A 25,204-nucleotide genomic window follows, 5' to 3' on the forward strand; every position below is an offset into this window, starting at 1 on the left:
GCCTTGTCGCCGGGTCGCCCCGCCCCCCCGCCGCGGCGTCGAGCACCGGCCGCGTGCACCAAGATGGTCCCCGTGCCCGTCGAGCCCGACGCGCGCACCCGACGACGAACAGGAGCCCCATGTCGGACGGCCAGGCCCGCCTGCGCGTCGCGGTGTCGATGCCCACCCTCGTCCCGGGCGGCATGGGCGGCACCGAGACCTACACCCGCGAGCTGGTCGCCGCGCTCGCGCGCCGCGACAACGTCGCCGTCCGTGCGTTCGTCCCCGAGGCCGCGCGCGGCACCCACGGTGACGTGCCCGAGACGGTCCTGCCCGGCGTCGGCCGCCGTACCGGCACGATCGGGCGCGTCGACACCCTGCTCCAGGCGGGCGTGCTGCGCCGTGGGCAGATCCGGCGCCTGCTGCAGGGCGCGGACGTCGTGCACCTGCCGTTCACCGTCAACGTGCCTGCCCCGCGTGGGCCGGGTGTCGCCGTGACGCTGCACGACGTCCAGCACCTCGACCTGCCGCACCTGTTCAGCCGGGTGGACCACGCGTACCGGCGGGTCTTCTACGAGGACGTCTCGCGCAAGGCGGACGTCGTGATCACGATCAGCGAGTTCTCCCGCGAGCGCATCGTCGAGCACCTGGGGCTGCCCGACGAGCGGGTCGTCGTCGCGCCGCTCGGCGTCGACACCGACGGCTTCTCGGTCGCCGGCCCGGAGGACCGCGAGAACTTCGTGCTGTTCCCCGCGCGGAGCTGGGCGCACAAGAACCACCCGCGCCTCGTCGAAGCCGTAGCCCGGCTGCGGGAGGACGACCCGGACCTGCGGCTGGTCCTGACCGGTGGCGCACTCGACCGCCTCGGACCGCTGCCCGACTGGGTCGACGTGCGTGGTCTCGTCCCGCTCGCCGAGCTCCGGGACCTCATGCGTCGTGCACGCGTGCTCGCGTTCCCCAGCCTGTACGAGGGCTTCGGCCTGCCCCCGCTCGAGGCGATGGCCTCCGGGCTGCCCGTCGCGTCGTCGAACGCGGGCGCGCTCCCTGAGGTGTGCGGCGACGCAGCGGTGCTGTTCGACCCGACCGACGTCGACGCGATCGCCGACGGCATCACGCGGGCGATGGCCGACCACGAGCGCCTGCGCGCCGCCGGGGTCGCCCGCGTCCGGGAGTTCACGTGGGACCGCAGCGCCGCGCTGCACGAGGACGCGTACCTCGCCGCGGCCCGCTCGTGAGCCCTGTCGCCGGTGACCCCGCCGGCGGCGACGCCGTGGCACACGGTGCGCCGCCCGCGGTCATCGGCCGCCGGGGCGCGACCCGGGTCGCCCTCGCCTCCGCCGTCGCCGCAGCCGCCGGCTACGTCGTCCTGGTCCTCGCCTCGCGCACCCTGACGCCGGCGCAGAACGCCGACTTCCTCGCCTTCTGGGCCCTGATGTTCGGGCTGTTCGGCGTTCTCGCCGGCGTGCAGACGGAGACGACCCGCGGCGTGCGACGCGCGGCGCAGCTCGGGACGACCGGTGCCCGAGCGCTCCCCGTCTCGCTCGCCGTCGGCGCCGTCCTGGCCGTCGCGGCAGCCGCGACGGCGCCGCTGTGGGGCACCGCCGTGCTCGGCGCGGGCAGCGCGGCGGACCTCGCCGTCGTGCTCGCCGCGGTCCTGCTGTTCGCCGGGCACAGCTCGCAGGCGGGCGCACTGTCGGGGGTCGGGGCGTGGGACCGGTTCGCGGACCTGGTCGGCCTGGAGGCGCTCGTCCGCGTCGCGGCAACCGCAGCCGCCGCAGCCGTCGGCGCCGCCGTCGCCGGGTTCGAGGCCGCCGCAGCCGCGGGGGCGTGCACGTGGCTGCTGCTGCTCGTCGCACCGCCCTACCGCCGCGCGCTGCACGCGCACGTCGACGTGCCCTGGCGCGGGTTCGTCCGCGGGCTGGCGCACGCGATGGCCGCCGCAGCTGCCAGCGCCGTCCTGGTGGTCGGGTTCCCCGTGCTGCTGCGCGTCACGTCGACGCCGGAGGAGTTCGCGACGGCCGCGCCGCTCATCCTCGCCGTCTCGCTCACCCGGGCGCCGCTGATGATCCCGCTCAGCGCGTTCCAGGGCGTCGTCATCACGCACGTCCTCGAGCACCGCGACCGGGGGCTGCGCGCGCTCCGGCCCATCGTCCTCGCCCTCGCTGCCGCCGGTGTCGTCGGCGCCGGCCTCGCCTCGGTCGTCGGCCCGTGGCTCATGACGCTGCTGTTCGGTCCCGCGTACGAGGTCGACGGCGGCGTCCTGGCCGGGCTGACGCTCGCCGCGGTCGGCCTCGCGCTGCTCACGCTGACGGGTGCCGTCACCATCGCGCTCGACCTGCACCGCGCCTTCTCGACCGGCTGGGTCGTGGCGACGCTCGTCACGGTCGTGCTGCTCCTCACCCCCTGGGCGACGGAGGCCCGGACTGTGACGTCGCTGCTGGTCGGCCCCCTCGTCGGTGTCGTCGTGCACCTGGTCGCTCTGCGTCGGCAGCGCGTGGCGCGCCGGTAGAGTTCCGCGCATGCAGCACCAGCCGCCGCGACGGTTGCTCGCCATCGTCCCGGCGTGGAACGAGCAGGCCACCATCGCCTCCGTCGTCGCGGAGGTCCGCCGGACCCTCCCCGACGCCGACGTCCTCGTCGTCAACGACGGCTCCACGGACGACACCAGCGCCATCGCCCGCGCGGCCGGTGCCACCGTCCTCGACCTGCCCGTCAACCTCGGGGTCGGCGGGGCGATGCGCGCCGGCTACACCTACGCCTACCGGGCGGACTACGACCGCACCGTGCAGCTCGACGCCGACGGCCAGCACGACCCCGGCGGCGTCGCCGAACTCGCCCGCGTGATGGACGCCGAGGCCGCCGACATCGTCATCGGTGCGCGCTTCGCGGGCGTCGGCGACTACACCGTCCGCGGTCCGCGGCGCTGGACCATGCGCCTGCTGTCGGCCGTCCTGTCCCGGGTGACCGGCACGCGGCTCACCGACACGACGTCGGGCCTCAAGCTCTGCGCCCGCCCCGCGATCCGGCTGTTCACCTCGAACTACCCCGCCGAGTACCTCGGCGACACCATCGAGTCCATCGTCATCGCGTCCCGCGCCGGCCTGCGGATCCGGCAGGTCGGCGTCGCGATGCGTCCCCGCGCCGGGGGGCGCCCGTCGCACAGCCCGGTCAAGGCCGCCGTCTTCCTCGGCCGCGCGGTCCTGGCGCTCGTCGTCGCCCTCAGCCGCCCCCGCGAACCCGTCCCCGGAGGTCCTGACGCATGACCGCGTACCCCTTCGCGCTCGCGATCAGCGCGGTCGTCGTCCTGCTGCTCCTGTGGCTGCTGCGCAGCCGTCGCCTCAAGGAGAAGTACGCCGGCATCTGGATCGTCCTCGCGCTCGCCGTGGTCGTCGTCGGCGTCTTCCCGGACCTGGCCGGCTGGCTCGCGCGTCTGGTCGGCGTCCAGACGCCGATCAACCTCGTCTTCCTGCTCGGCTTCGTCGTCGTGCTCGCGGTGTGCATCCAGCTGAGCGCGGAGCTGAGCCGGGCCGAGGAGACCTCCCGCACGCTCGCCGAGGAGATCGCCCTCCTCGCTCTGCGGGTCGAGCACGTCGAGCGGTCCGCCGTCTCGACGGGCGACGGTCAGGACGGCGGGACGACCTCGTAGACACGGTAGGTCCCGTCGCCCTCCGTCGTGCTCCCGATCTCCCGCACGCACGCCTGGTCCACGGGCTCGTTCGTTGCGACGTAGTCGATGTTCTCCTGCTCGAACACGTCGCACGAGTCGAACCGCAGCGCTAGCGAGTCCGGCGCCAGGAGAGTGATCGGCGGAGCATCCGGGTGCGCGGTCCACGAGACGTGGGCGTACCGGTTCCAGGCGTTCTGGTGGATGCGGGTCGGGTCGATCGCGCCCCACACCTCGTCGGACGGCCACCCCTGGACGCCGCTGAACGACGGCACCGCCGTCTCGCGCAGCGTCGCGACGACTGCGCCGTCCTCGAGGCCGACCCAGGTTCCAGGGCGTTCTGCCTGGACCTGCTCGACGAGCCGCCCGAGCCCGGTGTCGCGCAGGTCGAGCACGCCCCGGTACAGCGGGACCACGCCCGCCACCATCACCAGGGCGACGGCGGCGACGGCGGCGACGACGATCGACGGCACGGTCGCCCGGCCGCGGGCATACATCCAGATGGCACCGGCGAAGGCGACAACCAGCACCGGCCACCACCAGAACTGCGCGAGCACCTGCGGTGCGTGCGCCCGCAGGAACAGCACGACGGCGGCGTGCGCGCCGAGCGTCAGTGCCACCGAGGCGACGGCCGTCCACCGGGCGGGCGGACCGTCGGCCCGGATGCGCGAGACGCTCACCAGGAGCAGGAGCAGCGCGACGAGCCCGAAGCCGACGACGAGCCGCGGCAGGCTCGTCCGGTCGAGCAGCAGCAGCGAGGCGACGGCGTCCCAGCCCGGGACGTAGACGAACGCCACGAGCACGGTCAGGACCGCCACGAGCGCGGCGAGGGTGGCGTCCACTCCCCGCGGACGACGCCGCAGCAGGACCAGGACGACCGGCAGGAGGTAGAGACCGGTGAGCAGGAAGCTCGACCCCTCGCTGGCGTTCACGACGAAGCCGTCCGGCGACGCGGCCCGGAGACCGACTCCGAGGACCCCGGCGAACATCGGCGCCCACGGGAACTGGGAGTGCTCGCCGGTCGGCCAGCGCCGGTCACCCGGGTAGCTCGTCGACGTGATGTCGTCCAGCGTCGCTGCGTGCGCCTTCAGGAACACGAGCAGCAGGGCACCGGCGACGACCGCGCTGACGGCCAGCGGCACCAGGCCACGCAGGCGCGCTCCCCACGGGACGTCACGCCCGTCGAGAAGCGTGCCGACGGCGAACGCCAGCGCGACCAGGGCGCACGGCACGAGGTACGGCGGGTACATCGTCATCGCGGCGACGACTGCGACGTACCCGGTGAGGACCGCGGTGACCCAGCGCACCCACGTCGGGAACGGACGGACTGCGACGACGACGGCGAGGCAGACCATGACGGCGAACGCGAGCGGCCAGAAGGTCCCGGCACCGAACCACCACTGGGTGAACGGCGAGAACGCGAAGGTCACGGAGACGGCGAGCGCAGCGAGCGGCTTGCGCCAGAGCACCACGGCGAGCACGTGGACAGCGATGCCGAGCACCACGAGCGGCAGCCACCAACGGAACGCGAACGCGTTGTCGAGGGGCAGGACGCCGAACGCGAGGTTCTGCGGGCGGAACAGAGCCCAGACGTCACGGTAGGGGACGTCGAACAGCACGGAGACGTCGATCCCACCGGGCATCACGCCGCTCGAACGGGGCAGTCCTTGCTCGACCTGGGCGACGACCAGCGGTGTCGTGACCATCCACTCGTCGCTGCGCAGCCCCCGAGGCCCACCGATCAGCAAGCGGGGGTCACGTCCGGTGAAGAAGTCGGAGTAGAAGGCACCCGAGGACGATCCGTTGAGAGCGGTGGCGACGAGCACGAGCAGTGCTCCGAGGTACGCGCCGACACCGAGCAGGACCTGCCAGCGCAACCGCAGGGCGTCGAGCGCGAGCAGCGGTCGCAGCACCCGGTCGACGACGGTCCGGGCGCTCACCAGCGTGCGGGCGAGTCGCCGCGGGCGGCGTCCCGCTCCATCACGCGGCGCACCTGCGTCGGGTCACCCCAGATGCCCGGGGAGTCGTACGGGCGGTCGGGGAAACGGCCGTAGTCGAGCGCGATGTCGAGACCGCGCTCGCGGATGAACTGCTCGACCCGCTCGCCGAGCGACAGCGGGACGCCGGAGCAGCAGTTGACCACACCGAGCACCTCGTCCTGGAGCGCCACGGCCGCGATCTGCTGCGCGAGCTCCGTGACGTCGAGGAAGTCGTACTTGTTGCGTCCGCTCGTGAACGGGAAGGTCCGCTCGCCCCGGGCGGCGGCGGCGGCGATCTTCGAGAAGACCGAGCTGTTCCCCTCGTCGTCGCCCGTGATGTAGAAGCAGCGCAGCCACTGCAGCAGGGTCTCGGTCGACGCGAGCTCGATCTCGAGCGCCTGCCGGAGCGCGTTCTTCGCGACGCCGTACAGCGAGAGCGGCCTGGTGGGGGTCTCCGCCGTGACCACGCCCTCGTGATAGCCGACCTCGTGCATCGTGCCCATGACGACGAGCCGGGCCGCACCGCTGCGCGCCATGTCGCGCAGGAAGTCCAGGTGCTCGGGCAGCCGCTGCATGTGGACGGGAGCGTTGTGGACGAAGCCTGCCTCCCACGCGAGGTGCAGGACGACATCGGGTGAGCCCAGCCGCTCGAAGCGGTCCTCGGTGTCGGCGAAGATGTCCGCCTCGATCCGACGCGCCGCCGAGGGAGACGGGGCAGCTTGCGGGTTGCGCTCGACGGTCACCACATCGGCACCGCGCGCGAGCAGGGCATCGACGACGTGGCGCCCGATGTACCCCCCCGAACCTGTCACCAGCACCGTGCCGCTCATCGCGCACCTCTGATCGACCGACCGCGGTCCACCCGCGGTCGCGCCTCGTCTCGCATTCCGACTCTCCACCTACCGTGTCCGGCGCAGCCGACGACTGCGGACGGCGCTCCACCTGCGGCGAAAGGTATCACCGCGCGACCTGCGCTCAGGGCGCGGCCGCCAGGACCTCCGCCGACGCGGCGGCCCACCGCTCGGCCCAGTCCGGGACGGGGGCGACGCCGACCGCGGCGAGCCTGCCGTGCCCGAGCACCGAGTAGGCGGGGCGCGGCGCGGGGCGGACGAACTTCTCGCTCGTGACGGGGCTCACGAGGGCCGGGTCGAGCCCGGCGGAGGCGACCACGGCCTGCGCGAACTCGTGCCAGCTCGCGGTGCCGTCGGACGTCGCGTGGTACATGCCGCCCGGGGCCTGCGCGGCGACGAGGTCGACCACGACGCGGGCGACGTCGCGCGTCCAGGTGGGCTGACCGACCTGGTCGGCGACGACGTCGAGCGCGCCGCGCTCGGCGGCGAGGCGGGCGATCGTCCTCGGGAAGCAGCTGCCGTGCCGCCCGTACAGCCACGCCGTCCGGACCACGAGCGAGTCGGGGCTCGCGGCGAGCGCGGCCCACTCCCCCGCGGCCTTCGTCCGGCCGTAGGCCGAGCGGGGCGCGACCGGGCCGTCCTCGGCGTACGGCGACGTCGCGGAGCCGTCGAACACGTAGTCGGTCGAGAGCTGCACGAACCGGGCGCCGTTGCGCCGTGCGGCGTGCGCGAGCAGGGAGGGCGCGACGGCGTTGAGCTGGAACGCGGCGGCCTCGTGCGTCTCGGCGTCGTCGACGGCGGTCCACGCGGCGCAGTTGACGACGACGTCGTGGCCGGGCAGGAGCGCGTGCACCGCGTCGGCGTCGAGGACGTCGAGGTTGTGCCGGTCGCTCGCCGTCACGTCGGCGCCGCTCGCGACGAGCGTCTCCACCAGGTCCTGGCCGAGCATCCCAGACGCCCCTGTCACCAACCAGCGCACCGCAGTCCTCCTGATCTCGCCCGTGTCGCGGGGCCCGCACGGGCCGGCCACGGCGGCCAAGGTTAGCCGTCCCCGCTGTGCCGACGCACGTACGTGCACGGCGGGGCCGCGCCCGTTGCTCGGGGCACCGGAGCCGGTCGGCGCGTCAGCCGCTCACGCGCCCGCGACCCTGGCAGCATGGGCCGGGTTCACCCGGAAGAAGGAGCCCGAGATGCTCTCGTCGGTCGTCGCCGCCGCGACGTCAGCCGTCCTGCTCGCCGTGCCGGCCGTCGTGCCGACCGTCGCGGGCGCCCTGCCGCGCGCGGCCGGGGAGCCGTTGAGCGTGCAGGAGCTGGACCTGACCGCCGTCGACACGGCGGCGCTCGGGGACCTCCCCGCGGTGGCGCCCGAGCCGACCGAGGGCGCGGGCGACCTCGCGCCGCTGTCCGCGGCCGACGCGACGGCCGAGCGCCGCGTCGCGCCGGAGGCCGAGGGCGAGACCGCACCGGACGACGCACCCGTAGCCGAGCCCGCACCGGACGAGGCACCCGCCCCCGACGTCCTCACCGCCCCGCTCGACACGTCGCCGTTCTCGGTGCTCGGCGTCACCTGGGACGAGGGGCCCGACGACGTCGTCGTCCGCTATCGCGTCCGCACCGACGGCACCTGGAGCGACTGGGAGGCGGTCGCCGCGGCGGACGTGCAGCCCGACGCGTCGTCCCGCGAGGCGAGCGACGGTCGTGGCGCGACCGACCCGATCGTCGCGCTCGACGCCGACGGCGTGCAGCTGTGGGCGCAGTCCGACACGGGTGACGTGACAGGGCTCAAGGCCGTCCTCGTCGACCCCGGCACGCAGGCGGCCGACGCGACGGTCAGCGCGATCCCGGTGCCCGGGCAGCCCGCGATCGTCAGCCGCGCCGGCTGGGGCGCCGACGAGTCGCTGCGGACGTGCGAGCCGGACTACTCGAGCCAGATGGTCGCGGCCGCGGTGCACCACACCGCGTCGACGAACTCCTACTCGGCGGCGGACGTCCCGGGCCTGATCCGCGGGTTCTACGCGTACCACACGCGCCCCGAGGCCGACGGCGGCCGCGGCTGGTGCGACATCGGCTACAACTTCCTCGTCGACAAGTTCGGCCGCGTGTTCGAGGGGCGCGCGGGCGGCATCACGAGCACGGTCGTCGGGGTGCACACGGGCGGGTTCAACAGCCGCACGATCGGCATCTCCGCGATCGGCGACTACGGGACCGTGGCGGTGCCGGACGTCCTCACCGAGGCGATCGCGTCACTCATCGCCTGGAAGTTCTCGATCCACGGCATCTCCGCGGGCGTCGACGTCACGATGATCTCGGGCGGCGGCGCGTCGAAGTGGCCCGAGGGCACGGCCGTGACGTTCTCGACGATCTACGGGCACCGGGACGCGCAGCTCACGTCCTGCCCGGGCCAGAACCTGTACAACCTGCTGCCGTACCTGCGCGCGCGGGTCGCGGAGCTGGCGAACCCGGCGGTCGGCGTCTCGCCGTACGGCGAGTGGGACTCGGTGACGACGACGGGGAGCTCGCTGACCGTCTCCGGCTGGGCGTTCGACCCGGAGACCGTCGTGCCGATCACCGTCGAGGTCCGCGTCGACGGCGCGCTGACCTCCGTGCTCGCGGACCGCCCCCGGCCGGACGTCGCGGCCGCCTATCCCGCGCTCGGCCCGAACCACGGGTTCACGGCGACCATCCCCCACGGCCCGGGCTCGCCGGTGGTCTGCCTGGCGGCGGTCAACGTCGGGAACGGCACGACCGTCTCGCTCGGGTGCCGCCGCGTGACGATCCGCAACGCGGCGCCGATCGGTGCGGTCGACTCCGTCACGACGTCGGCGACGGGCGTGACCGTCAGCGGCTGGACGCTCGACCCGGACACGTCGGCGTCGAACGAGGTGCACATCTACGTCGACGGCGTCGGCGTCTCCCTCGTCGCGTCGCTCAACCGGCCCGACGTGGCGGCGGTGTACGGCCGGGGGGCGGCGCACGGCTTCACTCACACGCGGACCCTCGCCGCCGGTGAGCACTCGGTGTGCGTCTACAGCATCGACACCGCGGGCGGCTCCCCGACGCTGCTGACGTGCCAGTCGTTCACGGTCGGCACGCCGCCGCCCGTCGTCGCGCGGACCGCGCCGTACGGGGTGATCGACGCGGCGACCGCGACCAACACCGCGATCACCGTCACCGGGTGGGCGCTGGACCCGGACACGCACAACCCCATCGACGTCCACGTCTACGTCGACGGCCGCGGCGTCTCGCTGCGGGCCGACGGGAACCGGCCGGACGTCGACCAGGCGTTCCGCAAGGGCGCCGCGCACGGCTGGTCGTACGCGCTGGACGCCCGACCCGGGCCCCACGACGTCTGCGTCCACGCCATCAACGACGGCCCGGGCGACAACACGCTCATCGGCTGCCGCACGGTCGTCGTGCCGGACTCGGCGCCGATCGGCGTCGTCGACAGCATGTCCGCGTCGGGTGGCACGCTCACGGTGACCGGCTGGGCGCTCGACCCCGACACGTGGGCGTCGAACCAGGTCCACGTCTACGTCGACGGCGTCGGCTACGGCCTGGTCGCCGACGGCGAGCGGCCCGACGTCGCGGCCGTGTACGGGCGCGGCTCGAAGCACGGGTACACGCTGCGCGCGCCGATCGGGCCGGGCGCCCACGGGGTGTGCGTCTTCAGCATCAACACCGCGGCAGGCGACAACACCCTCGTGGAGTGCCGGACCGTGGTGCTGACCGACGCGCTGCCCATCGGCGTCGTCGACTCGGCGACGACCAGCCCGGGGACGCTGACGCTCACCGGCTGGGCGCTCGACCCCGACACGAGCTCGCCGGTCGACGTGCACGTCTACGTCGACGGCGTCGGCGTCGCCCTGACGGCGTCCACGAGCCGGCCGGACGTCGGCGCGGTGTACGGGCGCGGCGACCAGCACGGCTTCACGCACGCGCGCCGGCTCGGCGCCGGTCCGCACTCCTGGTGCATCCACGCGATCGGCGCCGCGGGCGGCGGCAACACCCTCGTCGGGTGCGGCTCCGTCGTCGTCCCGTAGCGCGCCCCGCGACCGCCACCGGCACCGCCGCCGTCCGCGCCCGTGGACGGCGGCGGTGCCATGTCCGCGTAGATTTGCCCTGCGACAGGCCACCTCACGAAGGAGACACCCGGTGCAGTTCCGCGAGCTCAAGGTCCCCGGCGCCTGGGAGATCACCCCGAAGCAGATGGGCGACCCGCGAGGCGTCTTCCTGGAGTGGTTCAAGGACGAGACCTTCCAGCAGGCCGTCGGGCACCGCCTCGACCTGCAGCAGGCGAACTGCTCGGTGTCGGCCGCGGGCGTCCTGCGAGGCATCCACTTCGCCGACGTGCCGCCCGGCCAGGCGAAGTACGTGACGTGCGCGAAGGGCGCCGTGCTCGACGTCGTCGTCGACCTGCGCGTGGGCTCGCCGACGTTCGGCACCTGGGACTCCGTGCTGCTCGACGACGTCGACCGGCGCGCGATCTACCTGTCCGAGGGCCTCGGGCACGCGTTCCTGTCCCTCGAGGACGACTCGACCGTCCTGTACCTGTGCTCGACCGGCTACTCCCCCGGGCGCGAGCACGGCATCCACCCGCTCGACCCCGAGGTCGGGATCGCGTGGCCGACGACGGACCGCGCGGGCCGTCCGCTCGAGCCGCTCCTGTCCGACAAGGACCTCGCCGCACCGTCGCTCGCCGAGGCGCTCGCGTCCGGCCTGCTGCCCGACGCGTCGACCGTGAGCGCGTACGTCGCGTCGCTGGCGCGCTGAGGCCGTGACCCCGGCTGCCATACCGCAGAGACCGCACGTCGCCCTGACGGTCGAGCAGCTCTGGCAGCGGACGCCGGGCGGCTCGGGGACGTACATCGTCGAGCTCGCCCGCGCGCTGCACGACGGCGGTCTCGCGTCCGTCACCGGTGTCGCCGCGCGGCACCCGGAGCCGCCGCCGCAGGACTGGACCGTCGGGGTCCCGGTGCGGCACGCGCGGCTGCCGCGGCGCGCGCTCTACGACGCGTGGCAGGTCCTGCGCCGGCCGCGGGCGGAGAGCCTCGTCCCGGACGTCGACGTCGTGCACGCGACGACGTGGGCCGTGCCGCCCACCCGTCGGCCGCTCGTCGTCACCGTGCACGACCTGGCGTTCCTGCACGACGCCGCTCACTTCACGCCGCGCGGCAACGCGTTCTTCCGGCGGGCGCTCGACGTCGTGCGGGAACGCGCGGACGCCGTCGTCGTGCCGTCCCGCTCGACGGCCGACGACTGCGTGGCCGCCGGGCTCGACGCGAGCCGGGTCACCGTCGTCCCGCACGGGGCGCGAGGGGCACGGGTCGGCGACGACGCCGTCGAGCGGTTCCGCGCGACGACGGGAGTGCGGCGCGACTACGTGCTGTGGTGCGGCACCATCGAGCCGCGCAAGAACCTCGACCGGCTGCTGGGCGCCTTCGCCGCCGCCGGGACGGACGACCTGGACCTCGTCCTCGTCGGTCCGGCCGGGTGGGGTGCGCTGCCCCCGCTGCCTGCGGGCCTCGCGCCCGAGCGCGTGCACGTCCTCGGGCACCTCGACGTCGACCTGCTGGCGGCCGCGTACCGCGGTGCGCGCGCGTTCTGCTTCCCGTCGCTGCGCGAGGGCTTCGGGCTGCCCGTGCTGGAGGCGATGCACCAGGGCACGCCCGTGGTGACGTCCCAGGGCACCGCGTGCGCCGAGGTGGGCGGCGACGCCGCCGTGCTCGTCGACCCGCTCGACGTCGCGTCGATCGCCGACGGCCTGCGCACCGCGGTCGGCGACGCGCACGACGACCTCGCGGTCGCGTCAGGTCTGCGCGCGGCGGAGTTCTCCTGGGAGGCGGCGGCCCGCGCCACCGCGGAGGTCTACCGCTCGGTGCTCTGACGCGGCCCTGCGCTCGACCACGGCCCGGCGCTCCGGCCGCGACCGGCGGTGGTCAGGAGGCGGGGCGCTGCGTGACGACGTCGGGCGCGACCGGCTCGTCCGCCGGGTCGTCCTGACCGGCCCGACGCCGCACGACCACGACCGCGACGAGCGCGGCGAGACCCGCGACCAGCAGGTCGCCGACCGTGAAGATCATGCGCGACGCGAGCGCCATGCCGGTCGCCTGGCCGGCGGCCATGGTCGTCGTGAGCGTGCCGACGATGACGGCCTCGCGGACGCCGACGCCCGACGGCAGGAACACCGCGAACAGGCCCGCGGTGAAGCCGATCGCCATGGTGCCCGCGCACAGCAGGATCGCGCCGAGGCCCGGGTCCACGAGGGAGTTCGCGAGCAGCCACAGGTGCACGCCGAACAGGCCGTAGGACAGCAGGGCCCAGCCGAACGAGCGCGCCACGACGCTGACGCGCAGCGTGTGGTCGAGCGGCGGGCGCCGCAGCACGCGGAAGACGAGCGACGCGAGCCACGTCATGACCTTGGGGTGCAGGCACACGAGGCCGAGCGGCAGCAGCAGGAACAGCCACAGGAGCTCCTGGTGGCCGCCCTGGAGCATGACGGGGACGGCGGCGATGCCGAGCACCAGGGACGCGACGACCCCGACGCCCGCGGCGAACAGGCTCGCGGCGAACACGCGGGCCCGCGCGACCCCGTACCGGCGGCCGAGCTCCATCTGCACGAGGTACGCCCAGACGGAGCCGGGGATGTACTTGCCGAGCTGGCCGACGAGGCAGATCTGCGAGCCGCGGGCGGCGCCGACCGGGGGGCCCATGTCGTCGAGCAGCGTCTGCCAGCTCTTCGCACCGGCGCCGAGGCCGAGCACGACGGCGAGGAACGAGAGGACCGCCGAGAGCACGTTCACCTGGGCGAGGACCTCGGAGACGTCGCCCCACTGCCGCACGACCTGCCACGACGCGGCGGCGACCACGAGGACGACGAGACCCCACCGCAGCACGACGAGCGCCCGCTGCCGGGTGGTGGGGGCGGTGCGCGCGGGCACGACGACGTCGGCCTCGGTGGCCGCACCCGACTGCACGGCCGCGGCGCTCACGACGCCACCTCCTTGGCCCACCAGACGAAGTGCGGGGCGAGCACCTCCGGCACGTCGTCCTCGCCGGGGACGTCGCCCGCGGCGTAGGCCGCCTGGACGAGCGCGACCGCTGCCGCGTCGACACCGAGGCGCTCCATGCCGACGGCGTTCGCGCCGTGGATCCGGGCCGGGTTGCCGAACGCGCGGGCGAAGGGCGGGACGTCGCGGGTGACGACGGCGCCCATGCCGACCATGGCGCCGGGACCGACGAGGCGGCGCTGGTGCAGCACCGCGCCGAGGCCGACGTTGGCCCGGTCGCCGATGCGGACGTGCCCGCCCATCGCGACGGTCGACGCGAGCGTGACGCCGTCGCCGATGCGCGAGTCGTGCGCCACGTAGACCTTGTTCATGATGAAGCAGTCGTCGCCGACGACCGTCTGCTCGTGCCAGCCCTGGTGGATCAGCGCGTGCTCGCGGATGACGTTGCGCGACCCGATCCGGACACCGGCGGCCTCCTCGGGCGCCTCGTCCCACGGCTCGCCGTGCTCGACGCCGCGGACCTCGGGGGGCGTGCCGATGACGACGCCCGGGCCGATCCAGTTGTCGTCGCCGACGACGAGAGGCCCGCACAGCACGGCGTGCGGGCCGATGACGTTGCCGTCGCCGAGGACCACTCCGTCCCCGATGACGGCGGTGCTGTGGATCGAGTTCATGGTCCTCCGAGCGCAAGTCAGGCCCTTCGATGGTAGCCCACTCGGCGCAACGGGCCGTCTCTCGGCACGCCATCGGCACGCGGTCGGCGCGCCCGCCGCGGGCATCCGCGAGACCACCGAGAGGCCGTCAGCACGCGGCAGAAGGCCCGGAGGCCCCACGGGCGACGGTCGACTCGCTGGTAGCGTCGGCGCCGCCAACTTCCTCCCGTGACAAGACGAGGTTCGTCCGTGATCCCCATCTCCACCGTCGAGCTCGGTCCCGATGTCGAGGCCGAGGTCCTGAAGGTCCTGCGCTCGGGCATGGTCGCCCAAGGACCGGTCGTCGCCGAGTTCGAGCGCCGCTTCGCCGCGCTCACCGGCGTGCAGCACGCCGTCGCCGTGAACAACGGCACCACGGCCCTCGTGGCCGCCCTGCAGGTGCTCGACCTGGAGCCCGGTGACGAGGTCGTCACCAGCCCGTTCACGTTCGTGGCGACGCTCAACGCGATCCTCGAGGCCGGCGCCACGGCGACGTTCGCCGACATCGACGACGTCGACTTCAACCTCGCGCCCGACGCCGCGGCTGCCGCGATCGGCGACCGCACGCGCGTGCTCATGCCCGTGCACCTGTACGGGCAGACGGCGCCGATGGGCGAGCTCGCGCCGCTCGCGGCCGACCGCGGGCTCGCGCTCGTCGAGGACTCCGCGCAGTCGCACGGCGCCACGCTCGACGGGCGTGCGGCGGGCAGCTTCGGCATCGGCTGCTTCTCGTTCTACGGGACGAAGAACATCACGACCGGTGAGGGCGGCATCATCACCACGGACGACGACGTCCTGGCCGACCGCCTGCGCGTGCTGCGCAACCAGGGCATGCGCGCCCGCTACCAGTACGAGGTCGCGGGCCACAACTACCGCCTCACGGACCTGCAGGCCGCGCTCGCGCTCCCCCAGCTCGACCGGTACGAGCAGACCGTCGCCCGCCGCAAGGCCAACGCCGCGACGCTCGTCGAGGGCCTCGCCGGCATCCCCGGCCTCGTGCTGCCGCAGGAGCTGCCCGGGCGCTCGCACGTCTGGCACCAGTTCACCGTCCGCGTGACGCAGGACGCCGCCGTCTCGCGCGACGAGCTCGTGGCCCGCCTCACCGAGGCCGGCGTCGGCAGCGGCATCTACTACCCCAAGCTCGTGTTCGACTACGAGACCTACCTGACGCACCCGCGCGTCAAGGTCAGCGAGGTCCCGACCGCCGCACGCGTCGTGCAGGAGGTCGTCTCCCTGCCCGTGCACCCGCGGCTGTCGGACGACGACCTGCGCACGGTCGTCGACACCGTCCGCTCGATCCTGGGGGCCTGAGCCGTGGCCGCACCACGCATCCTGCTCGTCGGCGCCGGCTCGATGGGGTCGCTGCACGCGCGCGTCACCGCCGGGCACCCGCAGGCCGAGCTCGCGACCGTCGTCGACACGCGCGAGGACGCCGGACGGGCGCTCGCCGACCGGTTCGGCGCGCGGTGGCAGCCGGAGATCGGCTCGCTGTCGGGGGTCGACGCGGTCATCGTCGCCGCCGCGACCGAGGCACACTTCGAGCTCGCGAAGCAGGTCATCGAGGCCGGTGTGCCGCTGCTCGTCGAGAAGCCCGTCACGGACCGGCTCGAGCAGACGATCGAGGTCCTCGAGCTGTCGGAGCAGCGCGACGTGCCCGTCATGTGCGGCCTGCTCGAGCGCTACAACCCGGCCGTCCTGACCGCCCGGTCGATCCTCGAGGAGCCCATCCACGTCACGGGCGTGCGGCACTCCCCCTACGCGCCGCGGATCAAGACCGGCGTCGCGTGGGACCTGCTCGTGCACGACGTCGACCTCGCGTTCCAGGTCCTGCCCGGCGAGGTCGTCGGCGTGGAGGCCGTCGTGGGCCAGTTCCACCCGTCGTCGGTGCCCGGCGCCGAGGACGTCGTGGAGGCGCTCCTGCGCTTCGGGTCGGGCGCCGTCGCGAGCGTGTCGGCGAGCCGACTCGGCCAGCGCAAGGTCCGCACGCTGACGATCAACGAGGTCGACAAGCTCATCGAGGTCGACCTGCTGCGGCGCGACGTCACCGTGTACCGGCACGTCTCGGCCGAGGCCGCGACGTCGGACGGCCGCGGCTACCGCCAGCAGACCATCATCGAGATCCCCGAGCTCGTCACGTCGCAGGAGCCGCTCGCGGCCCAGCTCGACCGGTTCCTCGGCCTCGTGGCCGGCACGGTCGACGCCGCCGAGGAGCGCGCGGGCATCCTGCCCTCGCACCGGGTCGTCGCCCGGGCCAAGGAGGTCGCGGCCGCGTCCGTCTGACGCCGCCGACGACGGCGGGGCGCCGACCCGAGGGTCAGCGTCCCGCCGTCATCTCCGCCAGCACGTCGAGGTGCTGGTCGAGCACGCGCTCGAGCGCGAACGACTCCTGCACCACACGGGCCGCGTTGGCGCCCACGCGGGCCGCGAGCTCGCGGTCCACGAGCGCCTCGACGAGCGCGTCGGACAGCGCCGCCGAGTCGCCCACGGGGACGAACCACAGGTGCTCGCGGTGGCCCAGCTCGATCGTCGGGAAGTTGTCCTTGCGGGCCGGTGCGACGACGGGCACACCCGCCGCCATGGCCTCGAGCGTCGCGGTGCCGAGACCGATGCCCTGCTCGTGGGACTCGACCGACGCCGCGGCGAGGAAGTCCGGCACGGACGACTTGGGCACCGCGCCCGTGGCGACGACCGAACCCGCGACGCCGAGCTCCTCGGCGCGGCGCAGGAACGGGTCGTAGTAGACGCGCCCGACGACGACGAGGCGCGCGTCCGGCACCGACTCGAGCACGCGCGGCATGGCCTCGACGAGGGCCACGCGGTCGCGCAGCGGGATGACGTGCCCGAGCGACAGGATGATCGGCACGTCGTCGGCGAGGCCGAGCGCGGCGCGCGCGACGGACCCGTCGCCGCCGGTGGTCCACGCCGGGTCGACGCCGACCGGGATGTACTCCAGGCCGCTGTACGCGCCGCGGTACCGGCTCTTGACGTACTCGTCCATGAGCACGTCCATGATCACGACCCGCGGCCGGTCGACCCGCAGGTTCGGCTTGACCATGAGGGCGTCGAGGAGCCGGAAGACGCCGTGGTAGTGCGCCTTCGGGTTCTCCAGCCGGGTGTGCACGCTCAGCAGCACCGGGATCCCGCGGCGGCGCGCGTACAGCCCGGTCGCCCAGGACAGGTCGAAGAACTGCCCGTGCTGGTGGATGACGTCGGGGCGGAACGCGTCGAGCTCGGCCGCGAGCCTGCGCCACAGCGACGGTCGCGTCGCGAACGAGATGTCGAACGACACCGCGAGACGCGTCTCGGGGAGCGCGAACGACGGCAGCCGGACGATGGTGATCCCGTCGCGCTGCTCCCGGGCGGGGGCGTCGGCGTAGGCCGCCGTGACGACGAGGACCTCGTGCCCGCGGGCCGCGTACCCCCGGGCGAGCGCGTCCGCGAGGTGCGAGCTGCCGCCGACCCGGGGCGGGTAGAAGTTGTTGACGACGACGATCCTCATGCGCCGCCGTCACCTCCGACCGGCACGAACTCGGGCCGGCTCCCGTCACCCGCGTCCTCGACCCGGGCGACGACGCGCGCCGGGACCCCGGCGACGACCGCGCCGGCGGGGACGTCGCGCGTGACGACGGCCCCCGCCCCGACGACCGCGCCGTCACCGATGGTCACGCCCATCTGCACGACGGCGTTGGCACCGATGAACACCCGGTCGCCGATGTGCACGGCGGCACGCTCGACCGTCGGGTACGCCCGCCCGGACACGCAGCGGCGCGCGCTGGAGTGCGTGTAGATCTGCGCGCCCGCGCTGATGTCGCACCCGGCGCCGATGGTCAGCCCGCCCGACCCGTCGACGACGGTGAACGCGCCGATCCAGGTGCCGTCACCGATCTGCGGCTCCCCGACGATCCACGCGAGCTCGTGGTAGGGGTTCGGCGGGAGGGTCGCCGGCATCAGCCGCCGTTCCGGATGAGGTCGGTCATGCCGTCGCGCACGGCGATCGTCGACTCGAAGCCGAGGACGTCCTTCGCGCGCTGGATGTCCGCCGCCCGGCGCGAGACGAGGACGTCGCGCGGGTTGAAGATCGGCTCCACGTCGCTGCCGACGGCGTCGATGAGGATGCGCGCCAGGTCGGCGATCGACGTGTCGATGCCCGTGCCGACGTTGACGGGGACGTTCGCCTTCTCGGAGGTGAGCGCGAGCACGACGGAGCGCGCGATGTCGTGGACGTGGATGAAGTCCATCGACTGCTCGCCCTTGCCGTCGATGACGGGCGCCTCGCCGTTGCGCAGCCGGTTGACGAAGTGGTTGATGACCGACGTGTAGTACGCGGTCGTCTTCTGGCCGGGGCCGTACACGTTGAAGAACCGCAGCGCGATCCACGAGAGGTTCGCGCGGCGCTGGTAGTAGCCGAGGAGGTCCTCGCCCGCGCGCTTCGAGATGCAGTACGGGGTGAGCGGCGACAGCGTGTCGTCCTCGTGCATCGGCAGCTTCTCGGGGTCGCCGTAGACCGACGCGCTGGACGCGAACACGAGCCGCTCCACGCCGTGGTCCGCGGCGGCCGCGAACACGTTGTGGTTGCCGATCATGTTGATGTCCATCGACTCGTACGGGTCGGACTGGCTCTTGTTGATCGACACCGCGGCGAGGTGGATGACGTGGCTCGCACCCTTCATCGCCTGGTGGACGGCGCCGCCGTAGCGCACGTCCTGGTCGATGAGCTCGACGTCGCCCGTCGCGGCGAGCGCGGCGACCTTGTCGCGGTCACCCCGGAACATGTTGTCGAAGATGCGGACCTTGTAGTCCTGCTCGAGCAGCATCGGGACGACGTGGAGGCCGATGAAGCCGGCACCACCGGTAATGAAGACGGTCTTCTTGTCTGCCATGACGAACAGTTGCTCCTTGGTCCGTGCGGGGGTGGTTCGAAAACGGGGGGGTCGCCGGTGGTCAGCGGCGCGACGTCGGCGCGGTGACGACGTCCCGCACGACCTCGGCCACACGCTCGACCTGCGCGTCCGTCAGGTTGGCGTGCATCGGCACCGCGAGGTGCCGGGCGAAGAGGTCGGCCGAGACCGGCAGGCTCTGCCGTCCACCATAGACGGGCTGCACGTGCGACGCGTACGTGCCGAAGTTGCACTGGACGCCCCGCGCGCGCAGCTCGAGAGCGACGACGCCGCGGTCCAGGCTCGGGTCGAGCGTGAGGACGTAGGACTGCCACGGGTGCTCGCGGTCGTCGAGCGCCGCGGGCAGCGTGACGAGGTCCAGGTCGCCCAGCAGCTCGGCGTAGCCGGCGGCCGCGCGGCGGCGGTTCGCGAGCAGCTCGGGCAGGCGACGGACCTGGACGCGCATGATCGCGGCGGCCACGTCGGAGAGCCGGTAGTTGTAGCCCGCCTCGTCGAACGACGGCACGGGCAGCTCGCGCGCACCCTCACGCGACAGCGCCGGCTCGATGCCGTAGGTGTGCAGCTTGCGCGCGTGCCGGGCCAGGTCCTCGCGGTCGGTCGTGAGCGCGCCGCCCTCGCCGGCGGTGATGCCCTTGCGGCCGTGGAAGCTGAACGTGGCGACGTCGGCGAGCGAGCCGGCGGGACGGCCCTTGTAGGTCGCGCCCGCGCTGCACGCCGCGTCCTCCATGAGCCACAGGCCGTGCTTGTCGGCGATGGCCCGCAGCTCGTCGTAGTCGGCGGGCTGGCCGAACACGTCGACGGCGACGATGCCGACGGTGCGCTCGGTGATCGAGGCCTCGACGGACGCCGGGTCGGCGCTCCAGATGTCGGGACGGACGTCGGCGAAGACGGGCGTCGCGCCGGTCCACATGACCGAGTGGCCGGTGGCCGGGAACGTGTAGTCGCCGACGATGACCTCGTCGCCGGGGCCGGCGCCGAGCACGTCGAGCCCGAGGTGCAGGGCCGAGCCGCAGTTCGACGTCGCGAGCACGTGCTCGGTGCCGGACACGGCCGCGAACTCGGCCTCGAACGCCTGGCACGCGGGACCGGCGCCGGACAGCCAGCCGGAGGCGAACACCTCGGCGATCGCCTCGAGCTCCTCGGCGCCGACGGTGGGCTGTCCGAGCGGGACGACCTCGGTCATGGGGACTCCTCGTGGGTTGCGTGGCGGCCGTCGTGCGGCCCGGGGGCCGTCAGGCCGGCGGCGTGATCGTGTAGAGGTGGTAGGTGGCGAGAGGCGCCTGCACCGTGCTCTGCAGCTCGAGGCACGGCTGGTCGATCGGGCGGTCGGAGAGGACGTTCTCGGCGATCGACTGCTCGAACGGCGCGCACGAGTCGAAGCTCACCCGGATCTGGTCGCCCGCGGGGTTCCAGATGCGCGGCTGGTCGGGGTCGACGCTCCAGCCGACGTTCGCGAACCGGTTCCAGTTGAGCTCGTAGCGGCCGGACGGGTCGAGCTCCGACCACATCTCCGCGTTCGGGGCGCCCTGGAACGCGTTGAACCCGTCGACGCCGGTCTCGGTGAGGATCGGCCCGACCATCGCGTCGCCGACGCCGATCCAGCGGCCCGGGTTCTCCTCGTCCTGCGCCTCGACGGCCTGGGCGACGTCGGTCTCGCGCAGGTCGAACACCCCCCGGTACAGCGGGTTCACCCAGCCGCCGACGACGCCGCTGACGAGCAGGAACAGCCCGGCGGCGGCCGCCACCCGACGGCGCGCGAACAGCACCACCGACAGCGCGAAGGCCAGGACGATGACGATCCACGGGCCGGCGGCGGCGAGCACCGCGGGACGGTCGGACAGGACGCGCCACAGCACGAGGTGCGCGACGACCACGACAGCCCCGAGCCCGCCCGCGAGCCACCAGGGGGCCCGCAGGTCCTCGGCGTCGAGCGCCCGGACGGTGACGCCGATGAGCACGATCGACAGCAGGCCGAGCCCGATGAGCATCCGGCCCGGGGTCACGCGGTCGAGGAGCAGCAGGTGCGCGACGACGTCCCAGCCGGGCACGTAGAGGAACGCGACGAGGACGACGCCGCAGATCAGCGGGTACAGGATCGTCCGGTCGAGCGGCAGGCGACGACGCCGCTGACGGACGAGCAGCCAGATGCCCACGGCGGCGAGGAACGCGCCGACGAACACGAAGGTCGACGCCTCGGAGGCGTTGGGCCGCAGCCCGTACGACGACCCGTCGCGCAGCGCGAGACCGAAGGCGCCCGCGAAGCTGGCCTCCTTGTCCGGGTCGTCGAGCCCGGCACCGGCCTCCGTCAGGCGCTGGCCGGGGTACACCGTCTCGAGGAACGCGGTGACCGTGTCCCACCGGGTGAGCAGGAAGACGACCATGACGGCCGCGGCCGCCGCCGCGGCGACCCCGAGCGGGAGCAGCCGCCGCAGGCGCGTCGTGACCGGGACGTCGGCGTCCCTGCGCAGCACCCACCCGAGGGCGAAGAAGGCCGCGACGTACGCGCTCGGCACGAGGAACGGCGCGTAGATGCCCAGCGCGGCGGTCACCGAGACGTACCCCACGACGGCGGCCCAGGTCCACCGGTGCCCGCGGGACGCGCCACTGCTGACCCAGATCACCCCGGTCATGAGCAGGAGCGCCCAGGCGGCCGGCCACAGCGTCTGCGGCAGGTACCACCACTGGAAGAAGGGGGCGACGAAGAACCCGACGGACACGAGCGCCGCCGAGCCGGGGCGCCGTGGCCACAGCGACGTGAGGAACATCGAGCACGCGACCGCGAGCGCCGCTCCCGGCAGCCACCACTTGAGCGCGAAGGCGTTGTCGAGCGGGAGGAAGAAGAACCCGAGGTTGTGCGGCCGGAAGGCGGCCGACCACTCGGCGTACGGCACCTCCCACAGCATCGACATGTCGACGCCGCCCGGCATCGCCTCGTTGCGCAGCGGCAGGCCCTCCTCGACCTGGGACACCGTCCACACGGTCTGGACGATCCACTCGTCGCTACGGATGGCCTGCGGCTTGAGCAGGAGCAGGTCGGGGTCGGCGCCCGTCTCGAACCAGTCGTGCACGACGCCTGACGAGGAGCCGCTGATCCCGAGCGAGACGAGGGTGACGAGCGCGAGCAGGACCGCGGCCGGGAACGCGAGCAGGACGCGGGCGCGGGGCAGGCCGTCGGGCCGCGGCTCGGTCCATCGCTGCCACCGGCCCGGGCGCGCCGTCGCGTCGTCCGCGCCGGTGGTCGGGACCGCCGTCGTCGCGGTCGGGTCGTTCACTCGTGTCCTCAGCTCGGCAGGCGGCAGCAGCGGCTCACCCTACCCGGTGCCCCGGGCTCGGTGGCGAGGCCGCAGGTGGGCGTCACAGGGCGCCCAGCGCGATCGCGCCGAGCACCACGGTCGACAGCCCGGCGAGGAGCCGTGCGAGGACCGGACCGCGCACGACCGCGAGCAGGCCGAGCACGAGGGCGGGCGCGAGCGAGAGCTCGTAGCGGCTCACGATGGGGCTGTCGATGTCGAAGACCGCCGCGTTCGAGAGCCGCAGCAGCGGGGGCATGAGCACGAACACGACGAGGTGCGCGGCGAGGACGACGACGAGGGGGTCCCGCCAGCGGGAGACCCCGGCGTCGTCGGCGGGCGGCTCCGGGGCGTCGGTCACGGGCGCGGGGCGGCGCAGGTGCACGACGCCGAGCACGGCGAGCAGCGTCGTGACGACGACCACGGGCCCGGTCCACCCGGTCAGGCCGGCGGCGAGCCCGGTCGTCGCGGACGTCCACCACGAGTCACCGACGAACCGGTCGGGCGGCGCGCCCTCCCAGAAGCTGTGCGGGGCGAGCTCGCTGAGGAAGGCGCCGACGAGCGTGTCGCCGCCGCGGATCTCGTACTCCGCGTAGAGGGCGGCGTTGTCGACGGTCGCCCGCGCGGCGTTGACGCGACCCCACACGAGGACGGGCGCCACCGTGATCGCCGCCAGCACCACCACCTGCCAGACGCGCGGCACCCACGGCCCCGGCAGCGTCCAGCCGCGGCTGCGCAGGACCGCCACGACGAACGCGGCGAGCCCGAACCCGACGACCGGCAGCGTCGCTGTGGTGGTGAGCATCGCGCACACCACGGCCGCAGCGGCAAGCGCCCAGAACCCCCGGCCGCGCGTCACCCACCAGTACCCCGCCACCGCGGCCAGGCCTCCGGCGGCGACGGCGAAGGCGCCGGGGTTGACCGTCACCCCGAGCAGGACCGCGATCCCCGACGCGCTCGGCACGAGCGTGGCCGCGAGGAACGCCGCACCGCGCAGCCGCAGCACCCACGCCCCCCACGCGCACAGGCCCAGGCCCGCGACCAGGCCCACGACGCTGAACAGGCGCAGCGCCGTCAGCGGGTCCCCGGTCAGACCCAGCGGTCCCGCCACGGCACGACGGAACAGGTCGGCCGCCACGAAGTAGCTCGGGTAGTGGATGTAGCCGCTCGTGTACCGGCCGGACGGCAGGGTGTCGAGCGAGACGTTCGGGTCGCCGCAGCTCCACGGCTGACCGCCGTCGTGGCCGACGCCGCACGCCCACTCCTGCAGCAGGTCCTCGCTGTACGTCATGCCGCGGTACGGGACCGTGCCCTCGTGCACCCGCAGCGCGTAGTCGTAGTGCACGTGCTCGTCGACGATCGACAGCGGCGCGCGCGCCAGGACGACGACGACGGCGGCCACGGTCAGCAGCAGCGCCACGACGAGCGCGGCGACCGGCCCGGCCGCAGCACGGGACCTGCGCAGGACGTCCTGGGGCACGACCCTCCCTTTCGTCGAGGCGCCGCGATGATAGTCCGCCCGGGCGCGCACCACGGGACCATCGGCGACATTCGGGACGCCTGCGGCTCCCTATGCTGGGGGCTTTCGTGTGCCGGTCGAACAAGGAGTGCGTGACGTGGCGCGGATCGCAGTGGTCGGGAGCGGCATCGTGGGGCTGGCGACGGCCGCACGGCTCGCCGAGCGGGGTGACGAGGTCGTCGTCCTCGACAAGGAGACGTCGCTCGCGAGCCACCAGACGGGCCGCAACTCGGGCGTCGTGCACTCCGGCATCTACTACGCGCCCGGCAGCCACAAGGCGCTCATGAGCCGCGCCGGAGCGGAGTCGATCCTGCGGTTCGCCGCGGACCACGGGATCCCCGCCGAGCGCACGGGCAAGCTCATCGTCGCGACCCGGCCCGACCAGACCCCCCAGCTGCAGAAGCTGGCCGCGCGCGCCGAGGCGAACGGCATCGACGCGCAGGTCCTGTCCCCCGAGCAGGCGCGCGAGCACGAGCCCCACGTGGCGGCGGTCGCCGCGCTGCACGTCGGCTCGACGGGGATCATCGACTACCCGGCGGTGTGCCGCCGGCTCGCCGAGATCGTCAGGGAGCACGGCGGGGAGGTGCGGCTCGGCACACGCGTGCTGTCGTCGCGCACCGTGCAGGGCTCCGTGCACGTCGAGACCGACGCGGGCACGGTCGTCGTCGACGGGCTCGTCGCGTGCGCCGGCCTCTACTCCGACACGCTCGCGCGCGCGTCGGGCCTCGACGTGGACGTGCGCATCGTGCCGTTCCGCGGCGAGTACTTCGAGCTCGTGCCCGAGCGCGAGCACCTCGTGCAGGGGCTGATCTACCCCGTGCCCGACCCGCGCTTCCCGTTCCTCGGCGTGCACCTCACGCGGTCCGTCGGCGGCGGCGTGCACGCCGGCCCCAACGCGGTCCTGGCCCTCGCACGCGAGGGGTACACGCGCTCCGCCGTCGTGCCCGGCGAGCTCGCCGAGAGCCTGCGGTGGCCCGGGCTGTGGCGCCTGGGGGCCCGCAACCTCGTGCCCGGCGCCCGCGAGGTCGCGCGGTCGTTCTCCCGCCGCCTGTTCGCGGCGAGCCTCGCCGAGCTCGTCCCGGCCGTGCGCCGCCAGGACCTCGTGCCCGCGCCCGCCGGGGTCCGGGCGCAGGCGCTGCGCCGCGACGGCACGCTCGTCGACGACTTCCTCGTCGAGCGGACCGACCGGCAGGTGCACGTGCTCAACGCACCCTCGCCCGCGGCGACCGCGTCGCTGGAGATCGCGCGCTACGTGGTCGACGAGCTCGACGCCGTGATGGCCCGATAGCGGACAATCACGACGGCCGACGGGCGGTGACCAGGCG

The 25,204-nt window shown here is 73.9% G+C and carries 21 protein-coding genes; 10 read left to right on the forward strand and 11 right to left on the reverse strand.

Translation table 11 applies throughout. The features are described 5' to 3' along the window. Nucleotides 1-119: 119 nt before the first annotated feature. From CBZ_RS14875 to CBZ_RS14890, 4 genes are read left to right on the forward strand one after another with little or no spacing between them, the layout of a single operon-like run. A complete protein-coding gene (locus CBZ_RS14875; protein ID WP_130782294.1) occupies nucleotides 120-1,214 on the forward strand; it encodes a glycosyltransferase family 4 protein in 1,095 nt (364 codons plus the stop codon). 35 nt (nucleotides 1,215-1,249) lie between these two features. Beyond that, nucleotides 1,250-2,488 carry a hypothetical protein gene (locus CBZ_RS14880; RefSeq protein WP_130782295.1) on the forward strand — a complete coding sequence of 413 codons (1,239 nt, stop codon included), beginning with the start codon at nucleotides 1,250-1,252 and terminating at the stop codon, nucleotides 2,486-2,488. A gap of 10 nt (nucleotides 2,489-2,498) precedes the next feature. Beyond that, nucleotides 2,499-3,242: a glycosyltransferase family 2 protein gene (locus tag CBZ_RS14885; RefSeq protein ID WP_130782296.1), complete on the forward strand. Its 744-nt coding sequence runs from the start codon at nucleotides 2,499-2,501 to the stop codon at nucleotides 3,240-3,242. Then, on the forward strand, nucleotides 3,239-3,625 hold the full coding sequence (locus tag CBZ_RS14890; protein ID WP_130782297.1) for a DUF2304 domain-containing protein: 387 nt from the start codon (nucleotides 3,239-3,241) through the stop codon (nucleotides 3,623-3,625). The genes CBZ_RS14885 and CBZ_RS14890 overlap by 4 nt, the downstream gene beginning before the upstream one ends. Here the strand turns inward: CBZ_RS14890 and CBZ_RS14895 are convergent. The 3 genes from CBZ_RS14895 to rfbD form a co-directional block, all read right to left on the reverse strand. Beyond that, nucleotides 3,601-5,583, reverse strand: a complete 1,983-nt coding sequence (locus CBZ_RS14895; RefSeq protein ID WP_130782298.1) for a DUF7657 domain-containing protein — start codon at nucleotides 5,581-5,583, stop codon at nucleotides 3,601-3,603. The genes CBZ_RS14890 and CBZ_RS14895 overlap by 25 nt on opposite strands. Then, nucleotides 5,580-6,452 (reverse strand): NAD-dependent epimerase/dehydratase family protein, encoded by an 873-nt coding sequence (locus tag CBZ_RS14900; protein WP_130782299.1) that lies wholly within the window; start codon nucleotides 6,450-6,452, stop codon nucleotides 5,580-5,582. The genes CBZ_RS14895 and CBZ_RS14900 overlap by 4 nt, the downstream gene beginning before the upstream one ends. 145 nt (nucleotides 6,453-6,597) lie before the next feature. Next, nucleotides 6,598-7,452, reverse strand: coding sequence for a dTDP-4-dehydrorhamnose reductase (gene rfbD / locus CBZ_RS14905; protein WP_130782300.1), 855 nt, complete (start codon nucleotides 7,450-7,452; stop codon nucleotides 6,598-6,600). A 211-nt stretch (nucleotides 7,453-7,663) separates the two neighbouring features. On the opposite strand from rfbD, the gene CBZ_RS14910 reads away from it, so the two are divergent. The 3 genes from CBZ_RS14910 to CBZ_RS14920 all read left to right on the forward strand — a co-directional run bounded on the left by CBZ_RS14910 (nucleotide 7,664) and on the right by CBZ_RS14920 (nucleotide 12,357). Then, on the forward strand, nucleotides 7,664-10,513 hold the full coding sequence (locus tag CBZ_RS14910) for an N-acetylmuramoyl-L-alanine amidase (protein WP_130782301.1): 2,850 nt from the start codon (nucleotides 7,664-7,666) through the stop codon (nucleotides 10,511-10,513). Nucleotides 10,514-10,625: 112 nt separating this feature from the next. Beyond that, entirely contained in the window at nucleotides 10,626-11,243 is a 618-nt protein-coding gene (locus CBZ_RS14915; protein ID WP_130782302.1) for a dTDP-4-dehydrorhamnose 3,5-epimerase family protein, read from the forward strand. Between the two features lie 4 nt (nucleotides 11,244-11,247). Continuing rightward, a complete protein-coding gene (locus tag CBZ_RS14920; RefSeq protein WP_246013436.1) occupies nucleotides 11,248-12,357 on the forward strand; it encodes a glycosyltransferase family 4 protein in 1,110 nt (369 codons plus the stop codon). Between the two features lie 52 nt (nucleotides 12,358-12,409). On the opposite strand, the gene CBZ_RS14925 is transcribed toward CBZ_RS14920, so the two are convergent. Next, nucleotides 12,410-13,462, reverse strand: coding sequence for a lysylphosphatidylglycerol synthase domain-containing protein (locus CBZ_RS14925; RefSeq protein ID WP_218022785.1), 1,053 nt, complete (start codon nucleotides 13,460-13,462; stop codon nucleotides 12,410-12,412). Beyond that, nucleotides 13,459-14,154: an LbetaH domain-containing protein gene (locus CBZ_RS14930; protein ID WP_130782303.1), complete on the reverse strand. Its 696-nt coding sequence runs from the start codon at nucleotides 14,152-14,154 to the stop codon at nucleotides 13,459-13,461. The genes CBZ_RS14925 and CBZ_RS14930 overlap by 4 nt, the downstream gene beginning before the upstream one ends. Before the next feature lie 228 nt (nucleotides 14,155-14,382). On the opposite strand from CBZ_RS14930, the gene CBZ_RS14935 reads away from it, so the two are divergent. Both CBZ_RS14935 and CBZ_RS14940 read left to right on the forward strand, forming a co-directional pair. Further along, nucleotides 14,383-15,483: a DegT/DnrJ/EryC1/StrS family aminotransferase gene (locus CBZ_RS14935; RefSeq protein ID WP_130782304.1), complete on the forward strand. Its 1,101-nt coding sequence runs from the start codon at nucleotides 14,383-14,385 to the stop codon at nucleotides 15,481-15,483. A 3-nt stretch (nucleotides 15,484-15,486) separates the two neighbouring features. Further along, on the forward strand, nucleotides 15,487-16,452 hold the full coding sequence (locus tag CBZ_RS14940) for a Gfo/Idh/MocA family protein (protein ID WP_130782305.1): 966 nt from the start codon (nucleotides 15,487-15,489) through the stop codon (nucleotides 16,450-16,452). A 34-nt stretch (nucleotides 16,453-16,486) separates the two neighbouring features. On the opposite strand, the gene CBZ_RS14945 is transcribed toward CBZ_RS14940, so the two are convergent. The 6 genes from CBZ_RS14945 to CBZ_RS14970 all read right to left on the reverse strand — a co-directional run bounded on the left by CBZ_RS14945 (nucleotide 16,487) and on the right by CBZ_RS14970 (nucleotide 23,840). Beyond that, a complete protein-coding gene (locus tag CBZ_RS14945; RefSeq protein WP_130782306.1) occupies nucleotides 16,487-17,671 on the reverse strand; it encodes a glycosyltransferase family 4 protein in 1,185 nt (394 codons plus the stop codon). Continuing rightward, nucleotides 17,668-18,120 (reverse strand): acyltransferase, encoded by a 453-nt coding sequence (locus CBZ_RS22030; protein ID WP_130782307.1) that lies wholly within the window; start codon nucleotides 18,118-18,120, stop codon nucleotides 17,668-17,670. Before CBZ_RS22030 ends, CBZ_RS14945 begins: the two co-directional genes overlap by 4 nt. Then, the gene (locus CBZ_RS14955; RefSeq protein WP_130782308.1) at nucleotides 18,120-19,052 is read right to left on the reverse strand and encodes an NAD-dependent epimerase/dehydratase family protein; all 933 of its coding nucleotides are present in this window, start codon (nucleotides 19,050-19,052) and stop codon (nucleotides 18,120-18,122) included. Before CBZ_RS14955 ends, CBZ_RS22030 begins: the two co-directional genes overlap by 1 nt. A gap of 61 nt (nucleotides 19,053-19,113) precedes the next feature. After that, nucleotides 19,114-20,253 carry a DegT/DnrJ/EryC1/StrS family aminotransferase gene (locus tag CBZ_RS14960; RefSeq protein WP_130782309.1) on the reverse strand — a complete coding sequence of 380 codons (1,140 nt, stop codon included), beginning with the start codon at nucleotides 20,251-20,253 and terminating at the stop codon, nucleotides 19,114-19,116. A 49-nt stretch (nucleotides 20,254-20,302) separates the two neighbouring features. Then, nucleotides 20,303-22,342 carry a DUF7657 domain-containing protein gene (locus CBZ_RS14965; RefSeq protein WP_130782310.1) on the reverse strand — a complete coding sequence of 680 codons (2,040 nt, stop codon included), beginning with the start codon at nucleotides 22,340-22,342 and terminating at the stop codon, nucleotides 20,303-20,305. Between the two features lie 82 nt (nucleotides 22,343-22,424). Further along, nucleotides 22,425-23,840 (reverse strand): hypothetical protein, encoded by a 1,416-nt coding sequence (locus CBZ_RS14970; RefSeq protein WP_130782311.1) that lies wholly within the window; start codon nucleotides 23,838-23,840, stop codon nucleotides 22,425-22,427. A 136-nt stretch (nucleotides 23,841-23,976) separates the two neighbouring features. Between CBZ_RS14970 and lhgD the strand changes: the two genes are divergently transcribed. Further along, entirely contained in the window at nucleotides 23,977-25,167 is a 1,191-nt protein-coding gene (gene lhgD, locus CBZ_RS14975; RefSeq protein WP_130782312.1) for an L-2-hydroxyglutarate dehydrogenase, read from the forward strand. The last annotated feature ends 37 nt before the right edge of the window (nucleotides 25,168-25,204 follow it).

The sequence above is a fragment of the Cellulomonas biazotea genome (genome assembly GCF_004306155.1).
GTDB lineage: Bacteria > Actinomycetota > Actinomycetes > Actinomycetales > Cellulomonadaceae > Cellulomonas > Cellulomonas biazotea.